This window comes from Pedobacter polysacchareus (assembly GCF_019802255.1).
GTDB classification, from domain to species: domain Bacteria; phylum Bacteroidota; class Bacteroidia; order Sphingobacteriales; family Sphingobacteriaceae; genus Pedobacter; species Pedobacter polysacchareus.
In genome coordinates this window covers 376,126-401,789 of sequence record NZ_JAHYSS010000003.1, presented here as the reverse complement: position 1 = coordinate 401,789, position 25,664 = coordinate 376,126, and the positions used below count along the sequence as shown (strand labels likewise).

The window sequence follows — 25,664 nt, the reverse complement described above, 5'->3', positions numbered from 1 at the left end:
TGAGCTCATTGATGTTGTATTTAATCCAGATTGTTTTTTCTCAGCCAGCTGGACAGCACATCAGCTACTTCGACATTATTCAGGTCAGCAAAAAGAAAGTGGGTGTTGCCATGAATGCCGATCTCCGGCAGATGTACTACCGTGGCATTGCCGCCGTGTTTGTTGATTGTGGCTACCCATATCCGCGCCATTTCTAGCCCTGATCGCCAATGATCCATATTCCACACCTTGCTGGGTTCTTTAGCGATGTGATCGCCATAGTAGATGACGATAGGTATCCTGGTCAGTTTAATGAAATCTGACAAGGGAATTACTGAAGCTTTCAGCTCGCCAAAAAGCCCTGTAGATTTTATTGGCTTTGGCAGTTCTCCTGCAGGGAAAACGAAACCGCTGTAAGGTTCGTAAGCGACAACAGCTTTCACTTTCTCATTTTTTATGGCAGTTAACCAGCCGGGGCCACCACCTTGTGAATGCGTGATCAATATACCTGCTTCGATCTTATCAAATAATTTCGACACTGCATCAGTGACCACAATGGGATCATAAGCACCGGTATTTGGCGTCATCTGTCTGTAAAACTGCTCAAGGGAAACCGCATCTTTTGGAAACTGGACATTTGGGAAGTAATCAGGATAATTGCCGATTCTGAATTGTGTGAACCAGAACTGTTCGTCCGGGATCGGGCTGATGGTTGCCGCGACAGTGCTTTTTCCAGCTTCACCTCTTCTGGGTTGGTCGAGGAGATAAACACTGTACCTACGTCTCAGGAAGAGGTTTTGAAAGCCTTCTCTTCCGTCTGGCGTAGTTTCCCATGTCTTTTTTGACTGTCCGGCTCCATGTAGAAAAACCAAAGGATATTGGCGGGCTTTTACCGGATTTTGGTAGAAGACATAGGCATGGTCGCCATGGAAAGTCTGTCCCTGTGCCTTCAGTGCATGATCCAACTCGAAATTTCCTGGTTCGGTTTTCAAGGTTCCTCCAATGGCGAAACTGCCTTGCTGAACAATGGTTAAGGCTTTCTGTTTTTGTTGGGCACTGACCGATATGGTCGTTGCCAGCACCAATGTGAGGGCTCCCAGGCACCTGACGAATTCTTTTTTCATCATTAAATATCTAATTTGCGTTCACTCAGCCATTTTACCATGGCAGGGTCTCTGTGATCAAAAAACAAGCTTGTTTTTGTGTCTAAAGTGTTGATGGACTCCAGATCTTCGCTGGAAAGTTCAAAGTCGAAAATGTTAAAGTTTTCTACCATTCTTTCTTTTCTAACTGATTTAGGAATGGCAACAACACCTCTTTGTGTTAACCAGTGAAGGATGACCTGTGCTACACTTTTATTGTATTTATGTCCAATGGCAGCTAATACTTCATTATTGAAAATGTTGTTTTTTCCTTCTGCAAACGGTCCCCAGGATTCAATTTGTACCTTGTTTTCAGCTAGAAACTTTTGTGCTTCAATTTGTTGCTGGAAAGGGTGGGTTTCTATTTGATTGACTGCAGGAGTAAAGCCACTGTTGATGATCAGGTCAATGACCCTATCGGGTTGAAAATTGGCAACTCCGATCGCCTTGATTTTTCCTTCCTGGTAAAGTTCCTGCATGGCCTTCCATGAACCGAAAATGTCACCGTAAGGCTGATGGATCAGGTATAAGTCCAGATAATCTAATTGCAGTCTTTCAATAGATCGCTGAAATGCTGCCTTTGTTTTTTCATAGCCCGTATCCTGCACCCAAAGTTTGGTGGTGATAAAAAGCTCCGCTCTTGCTATATCACTATTTTTAATGGCCAGGCCTACAGCGGCTTCATTCAGGTAGGAGGCAGCTGTATCTATTGATCTATAGCCTGTTTCGATGGCTTCAATTACTGCTTTTTCGCACTCAGCGGCATTTGGGATTTGAAATACACCAAATCCTAAGATTGGCATTTCTATTCCGTTGTTCAATTTGACTGTTTTCATGGCAACTGTTTTTTAGGATAAGATTTTGATCTTTAAAAGATCAGGTTTAGGAGGAATGAATTGTTACAACACAATTGTGCGATTATCGTTTTAATGGCTGCCACTTTAGGTAAGTTCCAGATCTCCAGAGCCATTCCACAGGGCCATAGCGAAATTTTTTCAACCAGTAATGACTCATCTGGATTTGTAAAACGGTGTAAAACAAGCACACCATCACACTTAAAAACACCCCTAATTCATGGTGCAATGCCAGGCCATAGCCATAGAAAATCAGTACACCTAAAACAGACTGCAGCATATAATTGGTAAGCCCCATTCGTCCGTAGCTGACTATTTTTTCCAGACGTTTTTGTATCGTGGTTTTTCTATAAAATTCAGTGATCAGGATCATCCACAAATACGCCGAAAGCAGGTTGATCAAACTCTCTATAGGAATGGCCAGCCAGGCGGAGAAACTCAGCTTTTGGCCTTGTGGTAAATAAGGTTTTAGGACATAGAGTAAAAGCACCAGGCCTAAAGCAATCCAGGCGGCTTTTAGCAGTTGATTTCGGTATTGATCCAGGTCTTGAAACAGTCGAATACGTCCGGCTAGTAAACCCAAGATAAAAAATCCCATGGTCATGTAAGCACGACCAGATTCTCCGAACTGGAAATTGAATTTAAAGTTGAGCTGTTCGGTGGTATTGTGACGAATATTCTCCGAAAAATCTCCATTAAGGAAGATCTCCTGCCATCTTGCTCTTCGTTCTGCAGGTGCTTCCATCTGCTGGGCTGGACTTGATTGAACTACAGATTTATAGCCGGTATAGGCCAATTGAGCACCACCTAACACAAAAAACAGTGCAATAGCAATCAGCCATTTATCAGGTAAACGATACATCAGCACCAAAGGCAGACCCAATACGGCATAAATGATTAAAATATCATTGCGGAAAATAGCACTATGCGCTAGTCCGATCAAAAAAAGTAAGGTTAAACGCCACACAAATCGCCCTCGAAAATCAATTCCTTTTTTAGCTGCGCTATCCATTTGGATGAAGAAACTCAGGCCAAAGAGAAAAGAAAAAATGATAAAGAATTTGCCCATGACCAAATATTGAAGGATCCAGGTGCTGATTTCATCCATTGTGCCAATCCAGGGAAATAGCGGAGCTGCATTACTGGAAAATGCGCCGAAATGCTGGAAGGCATGTGTGGCGCAAATTCCGATTAAGGTAATGCCACGCATGGCATCGATTACTGTAATTCTCTTGTTTGTACTTTCTTGTTTACTGATTGCCTGCATGAAATGTCATCTTCTAAGGTCTGATGATACAAAAATCAAGAAATTAGCAGCTGCATTTTTGAGGTGGGGAACCAAAGCGAAAATCAAGCACTTAAAGACGAAAGCCGATGCGGAAAACTTATTTTCTTACCCATTGACAAACCAATCTTTAAAATCGGCAGCTTTATTTTTACTGATATAAATGCGTTCAGGAACTTCCGTGTCGAGGGTAATGAGTAACCGGCTGTCAAACCATATCGTAATGTTTTGAACGGCATGTCGGGAAAGAATATATTGTTTGTTTGCCCGATAGAAATGGGCTGGATTTAAGCTGTTAAAAATCTGCTCTAAAGTTTTTGGGTAGCTGTAAGTTTTTCCATTTTTCAGACCCACAATCGTATTTTTATCACTAGTATAAAAAAAAGAAACCTCTTGAATATTAATTGGCAGTAGTTTATCATTCAGGGGAATTAATAGTTTGCTGGTATAACGAGCTGTAGGGGCAAGCTGTGGTAATTTGGATAAATATTCGCTGAGCTGGCTGCGGGAAAGTTTCTTGAATTTCTGAATTGCACGTTGCAATTCATAGGTTTTTATAGGCTTAAGTAAGTAGTCGATGCTGTTTACTTTGAATGCTTCGATTGCGTACTCGTCATAAGCTGTTGTAAAAATGATCGGGATTTCTATGTCTATGTGCTCAAATATCAAGAACGCAGTACCGTCAGACAAATGGATGTCCATTAAGATCAGATCAGGTAGGTTACGTTCCTTCAGCCATTTAATGGTTTGGCTGATACTTTCAGTATTTCCGATCACTTCTATATCAGGATCAATTTCGTTTAAAATCTCTACTAAACTTTCGTAAGCAGCAGTCTCATCTTCAACAATCAGTAGCTTCATATTGGTTATCCTAATGGTAAGTAAACGTTGAATCTATCCGCTTTGTTTTCTATCCGGATCTGCTTATTCATCAGCAATAGAAATCGACTTTCTAAGTTTTTAAGTCCTGTTCCGTTCGTTGCCGCAGGAGCTAGTTTCGGGTAAATGGGGTTAGAAACCACCAATTCATTAGCTGCATTAATAGAGAGGTCAACGGTCATTTTATGATCGCTGTCGATCATATTGTGAACCACTATATTGTCAAGCAGCGGAAGAATAGAAAGGACTGGGATCTTCTGTGACAATACTTTTTCATCAATATCTACACGGTATTCCAGTTTATTTGCAAAGCGGACCTCCATCATATAGCGAAAGGCATCCACAAATGTCAGCTCTTCTCCAAGCGTAACTAGTCCTTTTTTGTTGCTTTGAAGGATGTAGCGAAATACATCAGACAGCTTATTTACATAAGTCAGTGTTTCTTCATTGTTCTTTTTCCGGATTAAGGAGGTCAGGCCATTTAGTGAATTAAAAAAGAAATGCGGATTAATCTGGTTGGTTAAAGCATCATACTGACTTTGCAGATTTTTTACCCTTAATTCCTCAATTTCCTGCTCTCTTTTCCGCTGTTCATGGTACAGGATCACGATATGTCCCATTAGCGTACTAAGAATGGATACCACAAAAAATTGGAACAGGACTAAACTCCCAAAATGTTTCAATCGTCCATAGATCAAAAAAGTAAGGCCTCCGTAGATCATGTAGGCCACCGCAGAAATTAGTGTGTTATAGGCGAAACGCTTTTTGAAGAGCACAGTGTTGATCTGATGTAAGTTGATTTTTATCAATAAAAAGACCAATGCGACCAGGAAAGTATAGCGCAACAAAAAGAAAGCAACATAATTGGTTTTCTCCGATTCAGCAATGTTTTTCAGCTCGAATGGCAACCAGGTCATATCTGGATACATCACAAATAATGCGGCGATCAGGCTGATGAAAAGTAACTGGTAAGAATTGTATTTTTTTAGCAATGTGTTCCTTGTTTTTGTAATAAACGATCTACCCATAATATAAGAAATTAAGGCTTTTCGTCTTTTACAAAGATCAGGTTTTTAGTCACAATTTCTCATGATATGCATCAAAGCGAAAATCATGGGGTTTAAGACGAAAGGGAGGAGGTGTACTATTGTCACTTTAGGGAATTTTATTTTATCATCAACTAATTTTGCACCTTTGGAATTCTCCTTCATTTAATTCCCAAAGCTGTAACCTTTAATTGTACTTTAGATTTGAACAATTTTCTTTTCATTTGTAGCCGTAATCAATGGCGTAGTAGAACTGCCGAAGATATATTCAAAAATGTGGATGGCATCAGTGTTCGTTCTGCAGGGACATCGAGCTCTGCCAGAATTAAAGTAAATGAAAAATTACTGGAATGGGCTGACCTGATATTTGTCATGGAAAAGCAGCATAAACAATGGATACAGCAGAAATATCCATCTTTATTGGATCATAGGCAGGTTGTTGTAATGGATATTCCTGATGATTATCAATATATGGATATCGAATTAATTGATATGCTGGAAATGGTGATGAAACCCTATTTAAGGGGTTAATCTTAAAAAATTTCACTAAAGAATCGGTTCCAAAAGCTGCCCTTATTAGAATCGGTTTTTGGTTTTATACTAGGTGTGTCAATTGGAGTGACTTTAGTCTGCTTGGGTTCTGCTTTTATAGGTTCTGGGATAAAAAAAGTAGATTGATCTAAATTTAAACTATGCAAAAACACTTCGAGATCATAATCATCATGAATTTTGACTTCCCTCGCATTACTTCCGCAAAATGGCCCAATTACTCCAGTAGCTTCTAATTGATCAATAATATGGGAAGCACGATCATAATTAATTTTTAGTTTTCTCTGTATAAGAGAAGTAGATCCCTGCTGATGCATCACAATTAATCTTGCCGCATCAGAAAATAACGAATCACGACGAACCGAAGTTAAAGAGGGAAATGGATCCGTCACATATTTTGACAATAAATAGGCTTCGGGATATCCTTGTTGGTAGCCAATAAATTGATTTAATCTAAGCACTTCTTTTGTATCTACAAAAGCGCCTTGCAAGCGAATAATTTCAGCTCCTGTAGATAGCAGCATATCACCGTTTCCATTTAACAGCTCCGCACCATTATGATCCAGAATTGTCCGGGATTCGATAGGAGACGATACTCTAAATGCTAATCTAGAAGTGAAATTTGCTTTAATTGTACCTGTAATAATTTTCACAGAAGGCTGTTGTGTGGATATGATCAGATGAATACCTGCGGCCCGTCCTAGCTGTACCAAACGGCTTATTAGTAATTCCAGTTGTTTATTTGCTGTTAATAATTCAGCAAACTCATCAATCATTACTACAATAAATGGAAGGAATCGATGCTCATGATTCGTATCTAATTTCTGATCTGTAAACTTTTGGTTGTATTCTTTAATATGACGCAGGCCAGCATTCTTCAATAAATCATAACGTAAATCCAATTCAATAGTCAAGCCCGTGAGTGCATCTATCGCACTTTGTTTATCAGTAATAATAGGATCTACCTTACCTGGTAATTTAGCTAGAAAGTGCTGTTGTATTCCCAGGAAAAGACTCAATTCTAATTTATTAATATCAATTAACACAAACTTCAATTGTGAAGGATGTTTTTTATAAATCAGTGAAAAGAGTATGGCATTGAGACATACCGATTTACCTTGGCCAGTTGCACCAGAAATCAACAAGTGAGGTAGTTTAGTTAAATCGACAATTGTCACCTCATTATTCATAGTTCTACCCAGAGCAATAGGTAAATCAAAGTCACACATTTGGAATTTTTCAGTGGCCAAGATGGACCGAATAGATACTATTCCAGGAGTTTTATGAGGAACCTCGATACCCATAGTTCCCATTCCCGGGATAGGGCCTATAATATTAATATCGGCAGCCAAAATTAGGGCTAAATCACCTTTTAAACTTTTAATTTTTGTGACCCTAGCACCTGGTGCTGTAACAAATTCGTAACGGGTAAGTGTTGGTCCAACTATAGCTCTTATACTTAGTATTTCAATTTTGCTATAGCTGAATGTTTGGACTATTTTGTGTTTATTTACTTCAAGTATTTCTGCATCAATAGCGATGCTTTCATCATAGCTTTCTAATAAATCTAGGCTAGGATATTTATAATTTGGCAGGTCAAGCTTAGGATCGTTAGTACGATTTTCTGATTAGGGCAATGAATCTGTGTTCGAGATTTTTTTGTCCATTTAGTATTGTTGGAGATGTTAACTCACTAAATATAAATATAATATATCGAATCACTTAGGGGTTGCTCTGATGTATTCCATCTGAAACCCATCATAGACGTTATCAGCAAGTGTTAAGCTGTCATTTCGCATGGAAATGATATGGTCTCTACTCGGAGCGGTTAATGTCGATCTGAAACGTATCGCATGATCTTCCTTCCCCGAATAAATGCTTTTCACCTTAAATATTTCATAAGATCCCTGGTCGGAAATCTTGTCGTTTATCTTTTGCTGGTAACGGAACCCATTGTTAAATTGAAGAATCACCTTCCGTGATGGATCGGCTTTTTCTTGTTTGCCGGCATAACCCCCGCTTTTTCCAATGTATTTCCATGTGCCAATGAGGCTGTGCTCCAGAGTACTACCTGATTGTGCTTTTCTGCAGGTGGCTGAACTGCAGAACATGATAACCATAAGAGAATAAAAAGCAGTTTTCATAATTAGGATCTCCTGGTTTAATTATACAATTTCTATTTCTTTCTCTTCAAAGGCTTCAAATATCTGCGCAATCACGATGTTCCTGGTCATATCCGCATTGGAAATGTCCTTACACCAGAAGTATATTTTTATGTTGCTGTTCTGCTTACTCACCGGACTGATCATGATCACTGGTTCTTTGTTGATAAAGACGTTGTTGTTATTGATGATAATATCCCTGATCTGATTCACTACCTCCGTTGAATTGAATGGCTTAGCGATCGTTAAAGAGATGTCTATCCGCATCTGGTTATTGCTGAGCGTCCAGTTGATGATGTTGTTTGATAAAATCGCCCCGTTAGGAATAATAATTTCGGCACCTTCTTCTGTGAGCAGGGTACTCGCACGAACACCAATTTCTTTCACCCTTCCTTTTTTATTGCTCAATTCCACCACATCACCTATACGGATCGTTTTATCAAAAATAAGAATGATCCCTGATACGAAATTGCTCACGATATTTTGTAAACCTAGTCCGATACCCACACCAAGGGCACCAAGGATGACGGTAATTTTGTCGATTGGAAGTCCGGATGCGGCAACGGCGATCATGAATCCTCCAATGAGCAGTACCAGGCGTGTAATCAGTAATTTTGAACGCTGCCCTTTATTGTCTTCAATATCATCATCGCCAGTATCTCCAAAGAAATAGGCAATGTATTTCTGTAAAAAGTTGGCGGTCCAGATGATGCCTAAAAACAGGACGATACCACCAAAGGTAAAGGAGAAGTTTCCAATCGTTCTTTTTTCTATAAGGACTTCCATTAAGGACTCGTACAGGCCATTGAAAATATTAAGGTTGGTGGTGAAAATAATAAACCAGATGATGGTTGCACCAATTCCGGTAATCCTTTTAAGACCTGAAATCACCGGATGCCAGTCGAAATATTCAGGATAACCTTTACGGATCCTGCTGCTTTTCATTTGTAGTAAAAAGGCTTCCACAAATACTTTTGCCAGGATGGTTAAGGAAATGGCATTCAGCAAAGAATTGACTCCTGTGGAATAGAAAATCTGTGTCAGTGTGAAACGGCCAAAAAGATTGCAAAAAACAGCAATGAAGGCGAAGATGGTATAAATATATCCAGTTACCAGGATCATTCTATACCTTTTTTCCTGCTCATCCAGTTTCCTTAGGATCATAGTCCCAAAGACCATAGAACTGATGCTTAGGAAGAGCAGCAGCCAGCGCTGAAATTTTGGAGGAATTCCTAATAAACGTAGAAAAACCGGTGCTAATAGTAGTACTGCAAAGATGCACCAATAGTAAAACAGCTTTGAAGAAAGTCTTTTACGGAAGAAAAATGTCAGTAAAATAGCGAGTATAATCTGTACAGATTCGATGTATAATGCCGGTGCCTTGAGGTCGAATATCGGGGCCAGGGTAAACAGCATGATAAAGGTAATCAGGTAGGGCTGTGGATTCAGTAAAGAGAAGTCGTCGAGCGCTTCCAATCGGTCGTGCCGCTTCATGCTCCTGAAATTAAAGAACACCCAGAAGAAGAAAGTGAGGCAGGTAAAGATCAGTAGCATGCGGCTGCTTCGGGTGTAAACGAAGTAATAGCCTGATATTTCTTGTTCGCCATTGATGAACTTACGGAAGCCAAGACCTTTACCTTTACGCGTTGAAGACTCCCAAAGGTAGCGTCGTTCTTTCCCGAAAGCTTTGATGCTGACTGCATCGAGCTGTCTGTCCGTCAGGTACATCAGTTCTTTAATGTTGATCAGGTTCGCTGAAGTTCGCGCCTGCAGGTTATTTATCGATAAAGTGGCCGTTTTCAGGAGGCTATCCATGACCAGGTGTTTTTTCTGGAGCTCTGCAAATTCGTCTTTAAACAGGGTGCGCATGGAGGGCAGTGTGAAAAGCTTGATCAGCACCGTATCCTTACGCAGGTTGAGGATTTCTGTTTTTAGTTCCCTCAATTCTTTTTCATATTCATCGAGATCTGTCAGGCACTCCGTATTGTTGGTTTGAAGCTCTTTCAGTAAAGTCTGATCCATCTGCAGGTTTTGCAGGTTCGGCGTTCTATCACTTTGGCTGAGCCTGCTTTTGAGTAAAGCAAGGGCAGCTTCATCCTGTGTTAAATGTGCGGCTATGGGAGTCAGCTTCTTAAAGGAACCCACGGTAACGGGAACTTTATTAACCGTTTCAAATACTTTTTCAAGATGGCTGAGGTAATCGCTTTTCGTCAGCGTGGCTGAGTCAGAAAGGATCGAAATGTCCTGATGATCCTGATTTATATGTTTGTTTTTTTGCGCAAAAGCAGGAATAGAAAGGCATAAGGCCAGTAATAAGGCGATCGTCTGGCGAATGGATAGGGAAAAAAGAGGTCTTTCTGTCATTGGATTTTTAGGAAGTAGGGTAGAGCGATCCAACAGTATGAAAGCCGTTGAAGTCGCAAAAATAGTTATATAGATTGTGATAACCCATAATTTTTGATAGGAAGGATAAAATTCAGAAAAGCGTTATTATAAATCCTTAACCTACAATAACAAGAAATGTGGTGCTGATTTCTATTGATAGCTATCGCTGCCCAGCGCCGATAAAATCGGTTAATCACAACTAATGTTAATTTAATCCTAACCAGCCCGGTTCTTTAATTAAGAATCGGGCTTTTTTCATCCACATAAACAATGGTTTAGTTATGGTCGTTTACAAATGCTTAACGAATGTTTAGTAGTGTGTTTATAAACAGAGTTTAGTTTTGCTAAACAAATCAATAACTAAATTATGAATCAATTCTACACAAAAGGGAAATTACTATTCACGGTATTTCTCATGTTCTGCAGCATTAACATGTATGGGCAGTCCAAAATAACCGGGACTGTTGCAGATGAATCGGGGCCGATTCCTGGTGCGACTGTGACGAACAAAAATAACGGAAAAAGTACTTCAACTGATTTTAAAGGGGGATTTAGTATCATTGGAGCACTGGAAGATCTTTTGGAAATCAGATCGATTGGTTACAAGACTAAACAAGTAAAAGTGAGCAGTATCTCTGCAAATAACATCACCTTACAGAGCGACAGTAAATCGCTGGATGATGTGGTGGTGACTGCACTAGGCATTAAAAAGGAGAAAAAAGCAGTAGGCTACTCCGTTCAGGAAGTTAAAGGAAGCGATCTGGTAAAGGCAAGGGAACCCAATGGAATCAGCTCGCTGACAGGAAAAGTTGCCGGTCTGACGATTACCCCAAGTGCCAACCTGTTTGGAGATCCTGGGATTTACCTGCGGGGACAGTCTGGGGTGCTGATCGTAGTAGACGGCGTACCGATCAGCTCCGATTCCTGGAACTTAAGTCCGGATGATATTGAAACGTACTCCGTATTGAAAGGTGCAAATGCTGCTGCATTGTATGGAAGCAGGGGTCAGAGAGGAGCGATCCTGATCACCACAAAAAAAGGAGGCTCGATCAGCAAAGGATTTTCGGTCGACTTTAACTCCAGTACACAGTTACAAACCGGCTATAATGCAATCCCTGATTATCAGACTGCTTATGGTGCTGGCGACAATTTTAAGTATGAATTTAAAGATGGAAAAGGTGGTGGTATCAACGACAATGATTATTTTGTATGGGGACCAAGATTTGAAGGTCAGCTCATCAATCAATACAATAGTCCAGTTGATCCGGTCACTAAAGCGCTGGTACCGATCCCATGGCTGGCGAGAGGAAAAGATAACCTGAAGAATTTCCTACGTGATGGACTGTTGAGCACCAATAACGTCGCAATCTCTACCAAAAGTGAAGTTGGTGATATGCGTGTCTCACTTTCGCAGATGCTGCAGCGTGGTACAGTGCCAAATACCAAATTAGGCAGTACAAACTTTAATTTTTCAGGCGGATTAAATGCAGGTAAAAAAGTAAGGTTTGAAGCGAATATCAATTACAATAAACAGATCACACCAAACTATCCGGATGCGAATTATGGGCCCAACAGTTATGTATACCTGATGAACATCTGGGGTGGTGCCGATTACGACGTCAGAGATCTTCAGAACTACTGGAAACCTGGTCAGGAGAATATTCAGCAATACAACAGAGAATATACAATTTATAACAACCCGTATTTTACGGCTTATGAAAACTTGCATAGCTATGCAAAAGATGATATCTATGGACACCTTTCCATGAAATACAGCATTACCGATAAGTTGAATTTTAACCTTAGAAGTAATGTGAGTACCTGGAACAGGTCCCGCACTAAACGTATTCCGGTATCAGGAAACTTCTATAATGATGGCGTAAACCAGGTAGGTGGTTATCAGGAGGTATACGATAAATTCTGGGAAAACAATACCGAAGCCTCATTCAGCTATGCGGATAGATTTAAAGATTTTGGATTCAAATCTTCGGTTTTTGCAAATTTAAGAACCGTAAAAGTAAGCTCATTAAGTGCAAGTACCAATGGCGGACTGATTGTTCCTGGCGTATATGACCTGGCTAACACCGTATTGCCTTCGGTACCAACGAATGATTATGGGCACAGACAAGTAGCCAGTACCTACGGTTTGGTAGACTTGGATTATAAGAATTATTTGTTTCTGAACTTAACCGGGAGGTATGATAAATCCAGCACTTTACCTAAAAAGCACAATGCCTATTTCTATCCTTCAGCTTCATTAAGTGCCGTAATTTCTCAAATGGTTGAACTGCCAAAAGGAATTTCCTTCTTGAAAATGAGAGGTTCTTATGCCAATGTGGCCTCTGATCTTGCTAAAGAAGATGCACAATACGACATCTATAAATTGAACTCCACGTATACACCTTACGCCACCCGATGGAACAACAATACAGGAGTTACTTATAGCGGCGTCCTGACGAACCCTGATATTTTAGCGGCAAGGGTGAAAACAACAGAGGTAGGACTGGAAGCCAGATTTTTAAACAACAGGATCGGATTTGATGCTGCCGCATTCTATAATATTGAAGGGCCGGAAATTGTAAACCTTACAGTGAGTCCGACTTCAGGAGTGACTTCTACTCAAAAAAATGCGTTTACCTATGTGAGAAAAGGACTGGAAATAACGGTAGACGGAAGTCCGGTAAAGACCACTGATTTCTTATGGAATGTAGTGCTGAACTGGTCAACGAATCACCGCTGGCTGAATAAAATTGATGGCATCCTGGAAAGAGATGGATTAATCAAAGTTGGAGATAGAGCCGATGGTTATTTCATTACCGATTTCCAGCGTGATCCGAACGGAAAAATGATTGTAGGTACGAATGGATTGCCTGCTTTAAATCCTTATAGAAGCCTTGTTGGCTATAGCGACAATAATTTTGTAGCCAGTATCAACAACTCTTTCAGATACAAAAGTATTGGTTTGAGTTTCCAGGTGGATGGTCGTTTTGGTGGCAAAATCGCCAATGCTGTGGATGATTCTCAATGGAACTCTGGAACTGCACCAGCATCTGATAGCCCTTACCGACTGTTGGACTGGCAAAACAGAGCAAACTCCAGTTGGAAAGGCAGCGTGATGACGGATGGTTTAAAGATTGTTAGCGGTGCTTTAAATACCGACCAGGATGGCAATGTGATTTCTGATACCCGCGTATTTGCCAATAATGATGTCCCGGTATTGTACCAGACCTGGGCTAGAAACTTTAACAGATCGAATTATGAACTGATGCGCAGCAGAACATTTGTGAAGCTGAGAGAGGTAGTGCTGACCTATAACGTGCCAGCAAACTTCCTGCAAAGAACAAAGATCCTGAGTGCCGCAAGTCTATCATTGGTAGGTAGAAATCTCCTCTATTTTACGGGTAAAGGAACCAGAAATATGGACCTGGATCAGTTTATCTCCGGTGCTGGATTGCAGACACCCTCGGTAAAAAGCTTTGGTCTCAACTTAAATGTTACTTTCTAAAATTAGACTTATGAAAACTAAAATATATTCAATATTAGCAGGCATGCTGATCATCGCATGTTCTTCCTGCAAGAAAACGGAAGAATTGCAAAAAGATCCTGCAGCCATCTTAAATGTTTCGCCGAAGCTGATTTTTACAGGCTTACTGTTAAACAGCTCACAAGCACCATGGACCACAGACCAGCGCCATAATCAGTTTATGGTGATGAACGAAGCTTACTATGGAAACCAGTCTTACAATTGGACCACTTCAGATTATGCAGCTTATACGCAATTGAGAAACGTGCAGCGCATGGAAATCGAAGCGATGAGAGTGGGGGAACCTGCTGCAGCATACCTGGCACTCGCCAAGTTTTTCAAAGCTTATTTCTTTATTTCTGCTACAGAAATGTTTGGCGATATTCCAATGAGTGAGGCTTTAAAAGGTGCGTCAGAGGCTAATTTCAAGCCGAAATACGATGAACAAAAAGAAGTTTACCGCCAGTCGCTGCAATTGCTGGAAGAAGCGAACACGAATTTAACACCTTTTGTATTGGCGCAGACGAAGGTAGATGGTGATTTCTTTTATGGTGGCGATCTTGCCAAATGGCAGAAACTGGTCAACTCCTTACATTTGAGGATCCTGATCTCTTTAAGTAAACGTGCGGAGGATACGCCAGATTTGAAAATAAAAGAACAGTTTGCAGCAATTGTATCTAATCCTGCTAAATACCCTTTGATCCTGAGCAATGCGGATAATTTTCAGCTGGTTTACAATACCTCGAATGTTTCCAATAATTATCCGCTATGGCCTTCTAATGGTGTAGTATTGAAAAAAGACCTTAGAAATAATCTGGGTGCAACCTATATGAACATCCTGACCAAAACAAATGATCCAAGGGTATTTGTAGTGGCTTTGCCGACCGATTCCGCCAAATTAAGCGGTGATCCTGGTTATGCCAGTCAATTTAGCTCATTTAAAGGAGGGCGCACTGGCGAATTACAGACCACTTTAAAAGATCAGGCCATTGCCGGAAAATTGAGCATGATTAATTTTGACTACTGGCTTTCCTCGCCATCGGGAATTCCTGCAGTTCAGCTTGGTGCGTCAGAAACTAATTTTATCATCGCTGAAGGGATCAACAGAGGCTGGGCATCTGGAAATGCAGCCAGTTATTATGAGCAGGGCATTACGGAATCCATCAAGTTTTATGGCATCACAACGCCTCCTGTAATTTCAGCTTTCCTGACAAAAAACGCGTACATCGGAAATACTAAAGCAGGCTTGGAGCAGATTCTGGAACAAAAATATGTGGCTTTCTTTCAGAATTCTGGTCGCGAAGCTTATTACAATTATAGAAGAACTGGTGTCCCAAAATTTGATATTGGTCCTGCAAATGCCAATAATAATTTGATTCCAACAAGATGGGCTTATCCAACAGGAGAATATACCGTGAATGATGTAAATTTAAAAGCCGCATTGCAGCGTCAGTTTGCTGGAGCGGACAATCAAAATGGATTAACCTGGGCAGTAAAATAATGGTGAGCGGCATCCATTGATAAACTTAAACATAAACACTCCTTTGAAATACGTTTCAAGGGAGTTTTTTCTTTTACTGAAAAGTAATTTTACAGCAGTACTTATTTTTTATATTGTTTTCTATAGGCTGAAGGACTGAGTTTGGAGACTACCTTAAACTGTTTACTAAAATTCGCCCAGCTATTGTAACCGCTGTTGTAACAGATGTCTAAAATTGCACGATCCGTATCCCTTAATAACTTACAGGCATGTCCAATTCTGATCTCTTTCAGGAAATCAAGATAGCTTTTTTTTATGTTGCGTTTAAAGAACCGGCAAAAAGCAGGGATAGACATGTTGGTGATTCCGGAAATTTCCTTTAAAGAAATAGGACTCAGGAAGTGCTTAAACGAGTAATCTATGACAGATTCTATAACCGAATTTTCTGCAGAGCTACTTGATGTACTGCTCGCCATCGTGACCACCTGGTATTCATTAGAACTGCCGATGCGCAGCATGGCATTCAAAAGCAGCTGAATGCGATCCAGACCCTCCGCATATTCGAGCTGCCGGATGATGGCAGTGATCTCATCTGACAATGCCCCTTGTAACTGAATGGCGGTATTTTCTTGCCCTAATAGCCTTGCAACAGGTTTCATCTCCGGCAAGGATAAAAAAACGTCACCCCAGAAATCGCTTAAAAACTGAAGAACAATGGCACTGCCAATAGCATTATTCTGTAGTTTTCTGAACCAATGCGGCACATTGCTCTGCAGAAAAAACACATCTCCTTCCTTATATTCTCCTATATAATCACCGATTAAAGCTGTTCCATTTCCTGCGGTGATCAGGATCAATTCACATTCCAGATGCTTGTGCCAGGCCGTTTCAAAATGAGGTGTTTTATAGGTCCGACAAGCAAAAGAATGATGTTCTTCCACATAAATTTTTTGTATTAATGTTTTCATCAAGGCTGCTTTGTGTGTTGTTTCATCTGCTATTCTAACCTAAAATAAGGTTATTTAATCTAATAATTGATCAGATAGCATATTTTTTTAGCTATATAACAGTTGAATGGGAGCAATGTAATTAGGTACATTTAAAATTAACGTTAAGGATGGGTGCAGGCGATTTTATTAAAATAAACCACACACAAATTGGAAAATAACACTTACGATGCCATTGTTGTCGGTTCCGGCATAAGCGGAGGTTGGGCTGCAAAAGAACTCTGTGAAAAAGGACTAAAAGTACTGATGTTAGAACGGGGAGGGCCTTATGATCATGTTAAAGATTATAAGACCGCTCAGAAAAATCCCTGGGAAATGGAACATCATGGCCGTACCACACAAGAACAGAAAAAGAATTATCCGGTGATTCACCGGGGTTGGGCAGCTGCCGAAGAAGTCATGGATGGCTGGGCAAATGAACAGGACTGTCCTTATACAGAAACCAAACCTTTTACCTGGTGGCGCAGCTACCGAATGGGTGGTCGCTCTATTCTATGGGGTAGGCAGTCTTACCGCTGGAGTCCGATGGATTTCGAAGCTAATGAAAAAGATAATGTCGGCGTTCCATGGCCAATTGGCTATGATGACCTCGCCCCATGGTACGACCATGTAGAGAAATTTGCAGGAATCAGCGGCTCTATTGAGCAGCTTCCCCAATTGCCTGATGGTCAGTTTTTACCGCCTATGGAGTTGAATTGTGTGGAAAAAGACATTGCCGAAAGAATAAAAAAAGAATACCATGAAAAAAGGCATTTAATCATTGGCAGGGTGGCCAACCTGACCGCCGGGATTCCCGGCAGAACAAAATGCCAGTTTAGGAATCGCTGCTGGGAAGGATGTCCGTTTGGTGGATATTTTAGCACACAATCTTCTACTTTACCCGCTGCCATGAAAACTGGAAATCTGACCGTTCGGCCTTACTCATTGGTAAAGGAGGTACTATACGATAAGAATGCTAAAAAGGCAACAGGTGTAGAGGTTTTGGATACAGAAACCAATCAAACTATCGAGTTTAAAAGTAAGCTTGTCTTTCTATGTGCTTCGACCTTAAATACCGCCTGGATTCTGATGAATTCCGCAACTGAGGTTTGGCCAGAAGGTATGGGCAGCAGCAGTGGAGAATTAGGGCACAATGTGATGGACCACCACTATAATATTGGGGCTTCTGGAACCGTAGAAGGTTTTGAAGACCAATATGTGTACGGTAGAAGAGCGAATGGTTTTTATATTCCAAGGTTTGTCAATCTAGGTGGCGATAAACGGGATTACCTGCGTGGTTTTGGCTATCAGGGAGGCGCTAGCCGACAAGGATGGGGTAGGGAGATCGCCGAATTACAGCTTGGCGGCGACTTAAAAGATGCTTTAACCGAACCGGGTCAATGGACGATCGGCGCAACCGGCTTTGGTGAAATCCTTCCATACCATGAAAATAAAATATCCCTTGATAAAATGGTGAAAGACAAATGGGGACTGCCGGTATTGAATATGGATGCCGAATTGAAAGAGAATGAGTTGAAAATGCGCAAAGATATGCAGGAGGAAATGCGTGCCATGTTGGAAGCGTCAGGTGTGAAAAACGTGAATACCTATGATGGTGGCCATGCTTTAGGGCATGGGATTCATGAAATGGGCACTGTAAGAATGGGTAGAGATCCAAAAACTTCGGTGCTGAATAAATGGAACCAGGTATGGGATTGTACTAATGTTTACGTGACCGATGGTGCCTGCATGACCTCCTCTGCTTGTCAGAATCCGTCCCTTACTTATATGGCTTTAACCGCCAGGGCAGTGGATCATGCCGTGTCCGAATTAAAGAAAAATAACAGCTGATTTTATGGATAGAAGAGAACTTTTAAAAATGATCGCTTTGCTTACGGGTGGGGCAATGATTGGCGCTGATGTGCTGCTGACTGGCTGCAGTCCTAACAAAACAGCAAGGCCAAGCTTATTTACGGAGCAGGATCAGTCCTTTTTAGACGAAGTAGCCGATACGATACTGCCTGACACGGCTAAGAGTCCGGGTGCAAAAGCGGCAAAAGTTGGCGCATTCATGACTGTTATCGTGGATGATTGCTATGAAGCAAAAGACCAGAAAGTTTTTAAGGAGGGGATTACACAGCTGGATGCAGCCTGCAAAAAAATGCATGGAACAGACTTTCTAAAAGCAAGCGCTGCGCAGCGCCTGTCCCTGTTGCTCGCATTGGATAAAGCAGCAAAAGACTACCAGGTAAACAAAGGAGATTTGCCTTCTCATTATTTTACGATGATGAAGCAGCTGGCTTTCTTTGGATATTTTACTTCTGAAGTGGGGGTAACAAAGGCCATGCGTTATGTGGCCGCACCGGGTCGGTTTGAAGGGAGTGTTCCCTATAAAAAAGGGGATAAATCCTGGGCCTAAATACACCCAAACAAACGTTTGCGTTGAGATATCCCTGGTCTAAATTACTTAAGGCCAGGGATATTTTTCTTTTCAGCAAAACGACCCCGTTTTGTGAGCCTAATCTGTCTTCTACAGGAGGATCTATAGATGAATTATTGGATAGAAAGCAGGGAATGAAAACACGTCGTTAAATTCTGCAAACGTTTGCGCTATATCAGTATGCAAATTCTTTTTTTTAAGCTCCTTCCTGACGTAATATTAGGTATAGAACTGAAATAATGGCAAAAAAGCAAGCGTATGTTCGTTGAGGCCTGGCTTTATGAAAACGATTACATTTTTTTAGCTTCATTAAGCAGCAGAATAAAACAACCAAACACCAAATTAAACCAATGCGTAAACAAACATTTTTAATACTCTTGATTCCCCTGCTGTTAGGTGCAGGGGTTGCCAGGAGTCAAACAACTAAATTATCAGGAGACTCTATTTTCTATCAAATGAAAAAAGTGGCCGACTGGCAATGGAAGCACCTGGAGACAGCCGGATGGAAAAATCCTAAAAAAGACTGGACAAGTGGTGCTATGTATACCGGGATGATGGCCTGGGCCAAGCTGGCCAACGATGAACGTTATTACCGAAAATTGATTCAGATAGGAGAGGATAATAAATGGGAGGTCGGGCATTACCGCCATTTTGCAGACGACTATTGTGTCGGACAGCTGTATTCCCAATTGTATACCATTTATAAAGACCCTAAATATATTGCTGATTTTAAGGCATTGGCAGATACCATTACCATGCTGCCGCATACAGAAAGTCTGGAATGGAAAAACCGCATTCATTTAAGAGAGTGGGCCTGGTGTGACGCTTTGTTTATGGGGCCACCCGCATTGGCTTATTTAACGGAAGCCACTGCTGATCCTAAATACCTCAATAAGGCCCTGCAGTTATGGAATAAATCAACGGAATATCTTTATGATAAAGACGAAGATTTGTACTACAGAGACAGCAGGTATTTTGGCAAAAAGGAAAAGAATGGAAAAAAGGTTTTTTGGGGACGTGGCAATGGATGGGTAATCGGAGGGCTGGTTAGAGTGCTTTCTGTGATGCCTGCAACCCATCCGGAAAGAAAAAATCTAGAGCAGTTATTTGTGAGCATGTCGGAGAAGCTGGCCGCTTTGCAGCAGCCTGATGGGAGTTGGCATGCGAGCTTGCTAGATCCTGAAAGCTACCCATCTAAAGAAACCAGTGGTACCGGTTTCATTTGTTATGCGATGGCCTGGGGCGTCAACAACCACTTGCTTGCAGACAAAAAATACCTGCCAGTGCTGAACAAAGCATGGTTAGCGATGACTACTGCAGTACATCCAGATGGGAAATTAGGCTATGTACAGGCACAAGGTGCTGCACCTGATAAAGTAGGCTATGACGATACGGATGTATATGGCGTTGGGGCTTTCCTGCTAGCCGGGAGCGAAATGCTGCCTTTGTACCTAAACCATAAAGAAAAGGTATTCATTAAAGAAGTTTACAATGGAACTGCAGCAGCAAAAAAAATGGAGGTCGCATTGAACTGGTCTGATCTCGCTAAGAAGGTTAAGAAAAAGAAACCAAAAAAAATATTAGTTAGAGATGGGGCAACAGGCGAATTTATCCCTGTGGTAATTACTTCAGTAAATGAGGTTCCGCAGGCATTGCGTTTTAGCGTAGACCTTTCCAGTGGAACGAGTAGATATTTTCAAATTAGTGCTAAATAACCCTAAAGACCTTGATTAATGAATAAACTTAAAAGCATGTTTTTGATGGTGGCCATTCTTATGGCTAGTCCTTTTGTTCAGGCGCAATCCTCAAAAAAAACGAAACAAAACCACGTGACAACTGGCGCTCAGGACCGTCAATATTGGGCAGAACTCCTGTATAAAATATCCTCACCCGTGATCTTAAATCTCGCGGATGGTACTTTGAAAAAAAATATGCCGGTAGAAGTACCTCCTGGCCAAAGCACAGATTTCTTTAAAAAAGTAACTTACCTGGAAGCTGTCGGCCGCACCATGGCAGGGGTAGCGCCATGGCTCGCTTTGCCTGATGAGGAGACAAAGGAAGGTCTGATGCGTAAGAAACTGCGTTTGGCATTACTAAAAGGCATTGCAAATGCCGTAGATCCGGCAAATCCTGACTACCTGAATTTTAGAACGGAGAGCCAGCCGATTGTAGATGCGGCTTATATGGCTCAGGCATTTCTGAGAGCACCAAAAGCATTGTGGGAACCATTAGATGCCCTAACGAAGTCGAGAATTGCCGAGGAATTTAAAGCTTTAAGAACACGCACAGGCGCTTATAACAACTGGTTGCTTTTTGCTGGAATCAATGAGGCTTTCCTGCTGAGTATTGGCGAACAACCCGATCCCGCACGACTGGATTTCGCAAAAAGGAAAATCCTGGAATGGTATCAGGGAGATGGCTGGTACAGCGATGGCCCCAGCTTAAGTATCGATTACTACAACTCCTATGTGATCCACCCCATGCTGGTTGATTTTTTCAAAGTATTATCAGATAAGAAAAGAATTACTACAGAGATGTATGATACTGCGGTAAAACGCATGGTTCGCTATTCAGAGTTTTCAGAGCGGATCATTGGGCCAGATGGGACGTATCCAGCAATGGGCAGGTCTGTCACTTACCGTACCGCTGCGTTTCAGGCCCTAGGTCAGGTCGCTTTGATGGATAAATTACCCACACAAATCAGCCCTGCACAAGTGAGATCTGGTCTTACCGCAGTGATGCACCGCATGTTTGAGCAATGTGATAACTTTGATAAAGTCGGTTGGTTAGTATTGGGTTTCTGTGGCTCGCAGCCAGGTATTGCCGATAGTTACACCTCAACTGGGAGTTTGTACATGGCAACACTTGGCTTTTTGCCTCTAGGATTACCAGCCGACAATGAATTCTGGACGGCTCCAGCAGCGGATTGGACGGCTAAAAAAGCATGGTCTGGACAGGCATTCAAAAAAGATTATCATGTAGAATATTAAAATCGCATAGCCAACCAAAATGTGCTATTGAGCAAAACCAGCAAACTCTTCGACGATCTTCTTGTTAAAAGCAGGAAGATCGGCTGGACTACGGCTGGTTACCAGGCCCTGATCAACAACGACTTCCTCGTCATGCCAATCTGCACCTGCATTCACCAGGTCAATTTTAATTGTTTTTGTGGAAGTTAACTTTCTGCCGGCTACAACCTCGGCAGTTATCAGCACCTGTGGCCCATGACAAATGGCAGCTACCGGTTTTCCAGCGCTAAAAAATGCCCTTACAAAGGCAATCGCATCTTCATTCTTTCGTAAAGAATCAGGATTCAATACCCCTCCAGGAATAAGCAATCCATCATAATCATCCGAATTGGCTTCCGTAATGGTTTGATCAACATCCACCTCAATCGTCCATTCCTGATCGCCCTTCATCGCCCTTATCTTACCCGGCTTGGAAGAGATAATCCGAACAGTGGCCCCTTCTTCTTTTAACCTTTGAACCGGGCTGGTCAACTCTGTTTCTTCAAAACCACTTTCCGATAAAACGGCAATCGTTTTATTATTTAATTGTCCCATAGTGTTGCTTTTTTATATTGAAAATCTATGCTAACTAAAACAAGTCAATCTGGTATATGTTTTTATCCCGCCTGTCGCAGCGCTCCGCAGATTAGAAGAAACAATTTCTTAGCCTGGCTGTATTTGCTGAAGTAAAGTATGGCCGATGTAGGGCACAGAAATGATCTAATGAGGTGATCATCAATATCAGTGTGAAAGGCATTAGGCACTTAAGCCTGCCCGGAATGCAGGCTGCCAGGGCTTAGCAAATCTTCCATAAATATGCGCAAACGGTTGCGTTACAAAATGTTTGTAATCGCAGTTATTTATAATTAGCATTGCGATGAACCAAATAAAACCGCATGAAACAGAATTTATTGAAGGAAAACAGAAGAAGCTTTCTGAAAGGAGGGCTTGTGCTTGGGGGGCTGGCCATATTAAAACCAGAGCAGGCAATTTCAAGTCCACAGACTCCTCTCGAGGAAGACTTTAAAATCATTACCGGCCCTTATCTGCAGACTAATTTTGGCAATAGTATCACCATCTTGTGGATCACCAGTAAAGACAGTTCCAGTTGGGTAGAATACGGTGAATCGCCAGAGCAGCTCGATAAAAAAGCTTATGGCAAAAGTGAGATGGGGTTTAAACCTGCAGGACGCTTAAACTGTGTTAAACTGGAGCATCTGAAACCTGGTACGACCTACCATTATAAGGTTGTTTCTAAGGAAATCAAAGATTTTCAACCGTATAAATTAACCTATGGAGCTACCATTTCCGGGAATACGGAAAGCTTCTTAAATACAGATCCTGCGAAAGCAGAAGTTTCTTTTGTGATGATCAATGACATTCATGACCGGCCTAAATCTATCGCCCATCTTTTGGAACTGGATAAAGGAAATCAGCGTGATTTTGTCTTCTTCAACGGTGATGTTTTCGATTACCAATCGGATGAAAAACAGATCGTAAATAATATGCTGCAGCCTTGTGTAGACTACTTTGCAAAAAACACCCCTTTTGTTTATGTACGCGGAAATCATGAAACCAGGGGTAAGTTTGCACGTGATTTTGCTGCCTATTTTGACCATGTAGGGAATACGGCATTTACATTGGGACCAGTTCGGTTTGTGATCCTGGATACCGGTGAAGACAAAGACGATTCACATCCTGTATACGCCGGGATTGTGGATTTCGATCAATACAGAGAACAGCAGGCAGTATGGCTGGAACAGGAAATTAGCCGCAAGGAGTTTAAAAACGCAGCCTTTCGTGTGGTGATGATGCACATCCCTCCGCGTTATTCTGGTGAGGAACATGGCGCTGCTCATTGTACAAAACTATTTGAACCCCTCATGAACCGCGGAAAAGTCGACCTGGTTTTAAGCGGACATACGCATAGGTATAAAATCCACCCGCCAGCTAAAAGCCTGAATAATTACCCGATTATTATTGGGGGAGGACCTAAGGATGGCAACAGAACTTTGACTAAAATTAAAGCGACAAAAAAGCAGATTCAGGTCAGTATGCTAGATGATTCCGGCAAAGAGGTGGGAAGTTATTTAGTTGCGAAACGATAAAAGTTAAATCTGAAATATTAAAACAATTAAATCATTGCGCTAAAATTCTTTCAGGAATTTTTAGCGCAATGATTGATTCTACAGCACAGTCTAATTCGTCTGTTATTCCGTTTTCTTTGCTGCATTCTGTTTTCCTCGCTGCATTTATTCCGTTATTTCAAGACATCAATTTTCTTCGGATACGGCTGAGACTTTCGGGCTTCATTCCAAGAAAAGAAGCGATATAAGTAATTGGAACATTGTGCAGAATTCCTGGGTAGTTTTCAATCAGCTTCAGGTAACGCTGTTCCGCAGTCAGACTGGCTAATTCCACAGACCTTTTTTCATTGTAAATAATGGCTTCCTGAAGTACTTCAATGCTGAAATCTTTCATGGCCATGTTTTTTTTGGTCAGCATTTCCAGGTCGGCCTTAGTAATTCGCAGCAGTTCACATTCAGTAATACATTCTACATTTTCAGGCGATTTACACTCATTTATAAAATTGAAATAAGAGGTGAAAAATCCCGGCGGACAATTAATATGTGTGGTCACCTCATCGCCATTTTCATTATAATGGAACAGTCGAAGGTAGCCAGAAACAATATAATAAAGATACTTTGGTACTTTTCCTTCTTCTTCAAGGATGCGGTTTTTGGGATAGAGGACCGGTTCAAAATATTGTATTATCAAATCCTTATCAGCTTTTGACAGGGGATGTCTGGATTTGAAAAAATCAATTAATTGTTGCTGCAGCATAAATGAGAATAATTTGATCGTTGAAATTACAATAACTATTTCAATAGCGCAGTATGCGTCATTAAGTAAGCTAATGCTTCCCGGACTGCCTGCTCAGGCGCTTTCGGGTTAAAACCCAGCTCTTGCCTGGCTTTGCTGATGTCAAAATCCTGCTGTAAGCCTGAAAACATCGAAATGTTATTCCTGGTGATTACGGGAGTCCGACCGCTCATTCTAGCGGAAAACTCCATGATTCCGGCAATCGTAAACAATAGGAATTTAGGCACAGTACCAGGAACTTGAAGTTTCAACTCCGGGTAAAGTTTACGGGCCAGTTGCGTAGTTTCAGTAATGGTCATACATTGCTCATTTGCCAGGATGTATCGCTCAGCATCCCGTCCTTTTTCTGCAGCCAGCCAACAGCCTTCTGCCACATCTTTTACATCGATCCAGTTCAGCGTAATTTTCGTGTCTATCGGAATTTCTTTGTTCAGTATAAGCTTAAGGATGTTGTAAGAGACATTTAGTGGCAAAAAAGCTTCGCCGCCAATCATTGCAGCAGGCATTACAGAAACCAATTCTATGCCGAGCGTTTTAGCCATTTGGAAGGCCAGTCGTTCACCATCATTTTTTGAGTTGTAATAACTTTCCCGGCGGTCAGGATTGTAACCATAGCTTTCTTTGGTGGGTATTTTTGTGTAGTCCAATGCGGCGATAGAACTTACATAGACAATTCGTTTTACACCTGCTTCTGCAGCAGCTTCAATGGTGTTTCTGGTGCCCTCCATATTGACATCGTAGATTTCCTTTTTAGGATCTTTTGCCCATAACTTGAATGCAGCGCCAACGGCATAAAAGGTTTCTACTCCCTGCAGCGCCTTTACAAATGAAGCTTTGTCTGTAATGTCCGCTTGAACTACCTCTACATCCAGTCCGGCAAAAGGAGTTTTATTGCTAAGGTTGCGAACGGAGGCCCTCACCGGAACTCCTTTGTCAATAAGGAACCTCACCAGATTGTTTCCTAAATGTCCGTTTGCTCCGGAAACCATTGCTAATTTTTTTGTAGTCATCATGTTGATATATATTGATGACACAAAGTTCCTTTAGCGGCTCCCAAAAACAC

The 25,664-nt window shown here is 41.4% G+C and carries 20 protein-coding genes; 8 read left to right on the top strand and 12 right to left on the bottom strand.

Features of this window, described 5'->3' with window-relative positions:
* Positions 1-20: 20 nt before the first annotated feature.
* The 5 genes from K7X70_RS09430 to K7X70_RS09410 all read right to left on the bottom strand — a co-directional run bounded on the left by K7X70_RS09430 (position 21) and on the right by K7X70_RS09410 (position 5,167).
* A complete protein-coding gene (locus tag K7X70_RS09430) occupies positions 21-1,106 on the bottom strand; it encodes an alpha/beta hydrolase (protein ID WP_222536817.1) in 1,086 nt (361 codons plus the stop codon).
* Positions 1,106-1,957: an aldo/keto reductase gene (locus K7X70_RS09425; RefSeq protein WP_222536816.1), complete on the bottom strand. Its 852-nt coding sequence runs from the start codon at positions 1,955-1,957 to the stop codon at positions 1,106-1,108. Before K7X70_RS09425 ends, K7X70_RS09430 begins: the two co-directional genes overlap by 1 nt.
* A gap of 82 nt (positions 1,958-2,039) precedes the next feature.
* Positions 2,040-3,242: a DUF418 domain-containing protein gene (locus K7X70_RS09420; RefSeq protein WP_222536815.1), complete on the bottom strand. Its 1,203-nt coding sequence runs from the start codon at positions 3,240-3,242 to the stop codon at positions 2,040-2,042.
* Positions 3,243-3,368: 126 nt separating this feature from the next.
* Entirely contained in the window at positions 3,369-4,121 is a 753-nt protein-coding gene (locus K7X70_RS09415; RefSeq protein WP_222536814.1) for a LytR/AlgR family response regulator transcription factor, read from the bottom strand.
* 5 nt (positions 4,122-4,126) lie between these two features.
* Positions 4,127-5,167, bottom strand: a complete 1,041-nt coding sequence (locus tag K7X70_RS09410; protein ID WP_255607034.1) for a sensor histidine kinase — start codon at positions 5,165-5,167, stop codon at positions 4,127-4,129.
* Positions 5,168-5,389: 222 nt separating this feature from the next.
* On the opposite strand from K7X70_RS09410, the gene K7X70_RS09405 reads away from it, so the two are divergent.
* Positions 5,390-5,716, top strand: a complete 327-nt coding sequence (locus tag K7X70_RS09405) for a low molecular weight protein tyrosine phosphatase family protein (protein WP_222536813.1) — start codon at positions 5,390-5,392, stop codon at positions 5,714-5,716.
* 2 nt (positions 5,717-5,718) lie between these two features.
* Here K7X70_RS09405 and K7X70_RS09400 read toward each other — a convergent pair whose 3' ends face one another.
* The 3 genes from K7X70_RS09400 to K7X70_RS09390 form a co-directional block, all read right to left on the bottom strand.
* Complete coding sequence (locus K7X70_RS09400; RefSeq protein ID WP_222537166.1) at positions 5,719-7,329, bottom strand: DNA translocase FtsK; 1,611 nt, start codon at positions 7,327-7,329, stop codon at positions 5,719-5,721.
* A gap of 123 nt (positions 7,330-7,452) precedes the next feature.
* Positions 7,453-7,878, bottom strand: coding sequence for a hypothetical protein (locus tag K7X70_RS09395; RefSeq protein ID WP_222536812.1), 426 nt, complete (start codon positions 7,876-7,878; stop codon positions 7,453-7,455).
* A 21-nt stretch (positions 7,879-7,899) separates the two neighbouring features.
* On the bottom strand, positions 7,900-10,260 hold the full coding sequence (locus tag K7X70_RS09390; RefSeq protein ID WP_255607033.1) for a mechanosensitive ion channel family protein: 2,361 nt from the start codon (positions 10,258-10,260) through the stop codon (positions 7,900-7,902).
* Positions 10,261-10,648: 388 nt separating this feature from the next.
* Here K7X70_RS09390 and K7X70_RS09385 point away from each other — a divergent pair, with 388 nt between their 5' ends.
* Positions 10,649-13,786 carry a SusC/RagA family TonB-linked outer membrane protein gene (locus tag K7X70_RS09385; protein WP_222536811.1) on the top strand — a complete coding sequence of 1,046 codons (3,138 nt, stop codon included), beginning with the start codon at positions 10,649-10,651 and terminating at the stop codon, positions 13,784-13,786.
* Between the two features lie 10 nt (positions 13,787-13,796).
* Positions 13,797-15,305 carry a SusD/RagB family nutrient-binding outer membrane lipoprotein gene (locus K7X70_RS09380; protein WP_255607032.1) on the top strand — a complete coding sequence of 503 codons (1,509 nt, stop codon included), beginning with the start codon at positions 13,797-13,799 and terminating at the stop codon, positions 15,303-15,305.
* A 101-nt stretch (positions 15,306-15,406) separates the two neighbouring features.
* Here the strand turns inward: K7X70_RS09380 and K7X70_RS09375 are convergent, their stop codons facing one another.
* Positions 15,407-16,252 carry an AraC family transcriptional regulator gene (locus tag K7X70_RS09375; protein ID WP_222536809.1) on the bottom strand — a complete coding sequence of 282 codons (846 nt, stop codon included), beginning with the start codon at positions 16,250-16,252 and terminating at the stop codon, positions 15,407-15,409.
* 189 nt (positions 16,253-16,441) lie between these two features.
* Between K7X70_RS09375 and K7X70_RS09370 the strand changes: the two genes are divergently transcribed.
* The 4 genes from K7X70_RS09370 (at position 16,442) to K7X70_RS09355 (ending at position 21,700) form a co-directional block, all read left to right on the top strand.
* Positions 16,442-18,121, top strand: a complete 1,680-nt coding sequence (locus tag K7X70_RS09370) for a GMC oxidoreductase (RefSeq protein ID WP_222536808.1) — start codon at positions 16,442-16,444, stop codon at positions 18,119-18,121.
* A 4-nt stretch (positions 18,122-18,125) separates the two neighbouring features.
* Positions 18,126-18,689, top strand: coding sequence for a gluconate 2-dehydrogenase subunit 3 family protein (locus K7X70_RS09365; RefSeq protein ID WP_222536807.1), 564 nt, complete (start codon positions 18,126-18,128; stop codon positions 18,687-18,689).
* 371 nt (positions 18,690-19,060) lie between these two features.
* Positions 19,061-20,425: a glycoside hydrolase family 88/105 protein gene (locus K7X70_RS09360; protein WP_222536806.1), complete on the top strand. Its 1,365-nt coding sequence runs from the start codon at positions 19,061-19,063 to the stop codon at positions 20,423-20,425.
* 18 nt (positions 20,426-20,443) lie between these two features.
* A complete protein-coding gene (locus tag K7X70_RS09355) occupies positions 20,444-21,700 on the top strand; it encodes a DUF2264 domain-containing protein (protein ID WP_222536805.1) in 1,257 nt (418 codons plus the stop codon).
* Positions 21,701-21,724: 24 nt separating this feature from the next.
* Here the strand turns inward: K7X70_RS09355 and K7X70_RS09350 are convergent, their stop codons facing one another.
* On the bottom strand, positions 21,725-22,273 hold the full coding sequence (locus K7X70_RS09350; RefSeq protein ID WP_222536804.1) for a type 1 glutamine amidotransferase domain-containing protein: 549 nt from the start codon (positions 22,271-22,273) through the stop codon (positions 21,725-21,727).
* Between the two features lie 341 nt (positions 22,274-22,614).
* On the opposite strand from K7X70_RS09350, the gene K7X70_RS09345 reads away from it, so the two are divergent.
* A complete protein-coding gene (locus K7X70_RS09345) occupies positions 22,615-23,826 on the top strand; it encodes a purple acid phosphatase family protein (RefSeq protein WP_222536803.1) in 1,212 nt (403 codons plus the stop codon).
* Positions 23,827-23,983: 157 nt separating this feature from the next.
* On the opposite strand, the gene K7X70_RS09340 is transcribed toward K7X70_RS09345, so the two are convergent.
* Together K7X70_RS09340 and K7X70_RS09335 are read right to left on the bottom strand one after the other, a co-directional pair.
* Complete coding sequence (locus tag K7X70_RS09340) at positions 23,984-24,496, bottom strand: Crp/Fnr family transcriptional regulator (RefSeq protein ID WP_255607031.1); 513 nt, start codon at positions 24,494-24,496, stop codon at positions 23,984-23,986.
* A 101-nt stretch (positions 24,497-24,597) separates the two neighbouring features.
* On the bottom strand, positions 24,598-25,614 hold the full coding sequence (locus K7X70_RS09335) for an NAD-dependent epimerase/dehydratase family protein (RefSeq protein ID WP_255607030.1): 1,017 nt from the start codon (positions 25,612-25,614) through the stop codon (positions 24,598-24,600).
* Between the last annotated feature and the right edge of the window lie 50 nt (positions 25,615-25,664).

Excerpts from the sequence above, each read along its gene's own strand:
- K7X70_RS09345 (WP_222536803.1), top strand. The coding sequence starts at position 22,615 with ATGAAACAGAATTTATTGAAGGAAAACAGAAGAAGCTTTCTGAAAGGA.
- K7X70_RS09390 (WP_255607033.1), bottom strand. The coding sequence starts at position 10,260 with ATGACAGAAAGACCTCTTTTTTCCCTATCCATTCGCCAGACGATCGCC.
- K7X70_RS09430 (WP_222536817.1), bottom strand. The coding sequence starts at position 1,106 with ATGATGAAAAAAGAATTCGTCAGGTGCCTGGGAGCCCTCACATTGGTG.
- K7X70_RS09375 (WP_222536809.1), bottom strand. The coding sequence starts at position 16,252 with ATGAAAACATTAATACAAAAAATTTATGTGGAAGAACATCATTCTTTT.
- K7X70_RS09425 (WP_222536816.1), bottom strand. The coding sequence starts at position 1,957 with ATGAAAACAGTCAAATTGAACAACGGAATAGAAATGCCAATCTTAGGA.
- K7X70_RS09395 (WP_222536812.1), bottom strand. The coding sequence starts at position 7,878 with ATGAAAACTGCTTTTTATTCTCTTATGGTTATCATGTTCTGCAGTTCA.
- K7X70_RS09420 (WP_222536815.1), bottom strand. The coding sequence starts at position 3,242 with ATGCAGGCAATCAGTAAACAAGAAAGTACAAACAAGAGAATTACAGTA.
- K7X70_RS09365 (WP_222536807.1), top strand. The coding sequence starts at position 18,126 with ATGGATAGAAGAGAACTTTTAAAAATGATCGCTTTGCTTACGGGTGGG.
- K7X70_RS09360 (WP_222536806.1), top strand. The coding sequence starts at position 19,061 with ATGCGTAAACAAACATTTTTAATACTCTTGATTCCCCTGCTGTTAGGT.
- K7X70_RS09335 (WP_255607030.1), bottom strand. The coding sequence starts at position 25,614 with ATGATGACTACAAAAAAATTAGCAATGGTTTCCGGAGCAAACGGACAT.
- K7X70_RS09355 (WP_222536805.1), top strand. The coding sequence starts at position 20,444 with ATGAATAAACTTAAAAGCATGTTTTTGATGGTGGCCATTCTTATGGCT.
- K7X70_RS09385 (WP_222536811.1), top strand. The coding sequence starts at position 10,649 with ATGAATCAATTCTACACAAAAGGGAAATTACTATTCACGGTATTTCTC.
- K7X70_RS09380 (WP_255607032.1), top strand. The coding sequence starts at position 13,797 with ATGAAAACTAAAATATATTCAATATTAGCAGGCATGCTGATCATCGCA.
- K7X70_RS09410 (WP_255607034.1), bottom strand. The coding sequence starts at position 5,167 with ATGGGTAGATCGTTTATTACAAAAACAAGGAACACATTGCTAAAAAAA.
- K7X70_RS09415 (WP_222536814.1), bottom strand. The coding sequence starts at position 4,121 with ATGAAGCTACTGATTGTTGAAGATGAGACTGCTGCTTACGAAAGTTTA.
- K7X70_RS09350 (WP_222536804.1), bottom strand. The coding sequence starts at position 22,273 with ATGGGACAATTAAATAATAAAACGATTGCCGTTTTATCGGAAAGTGGT.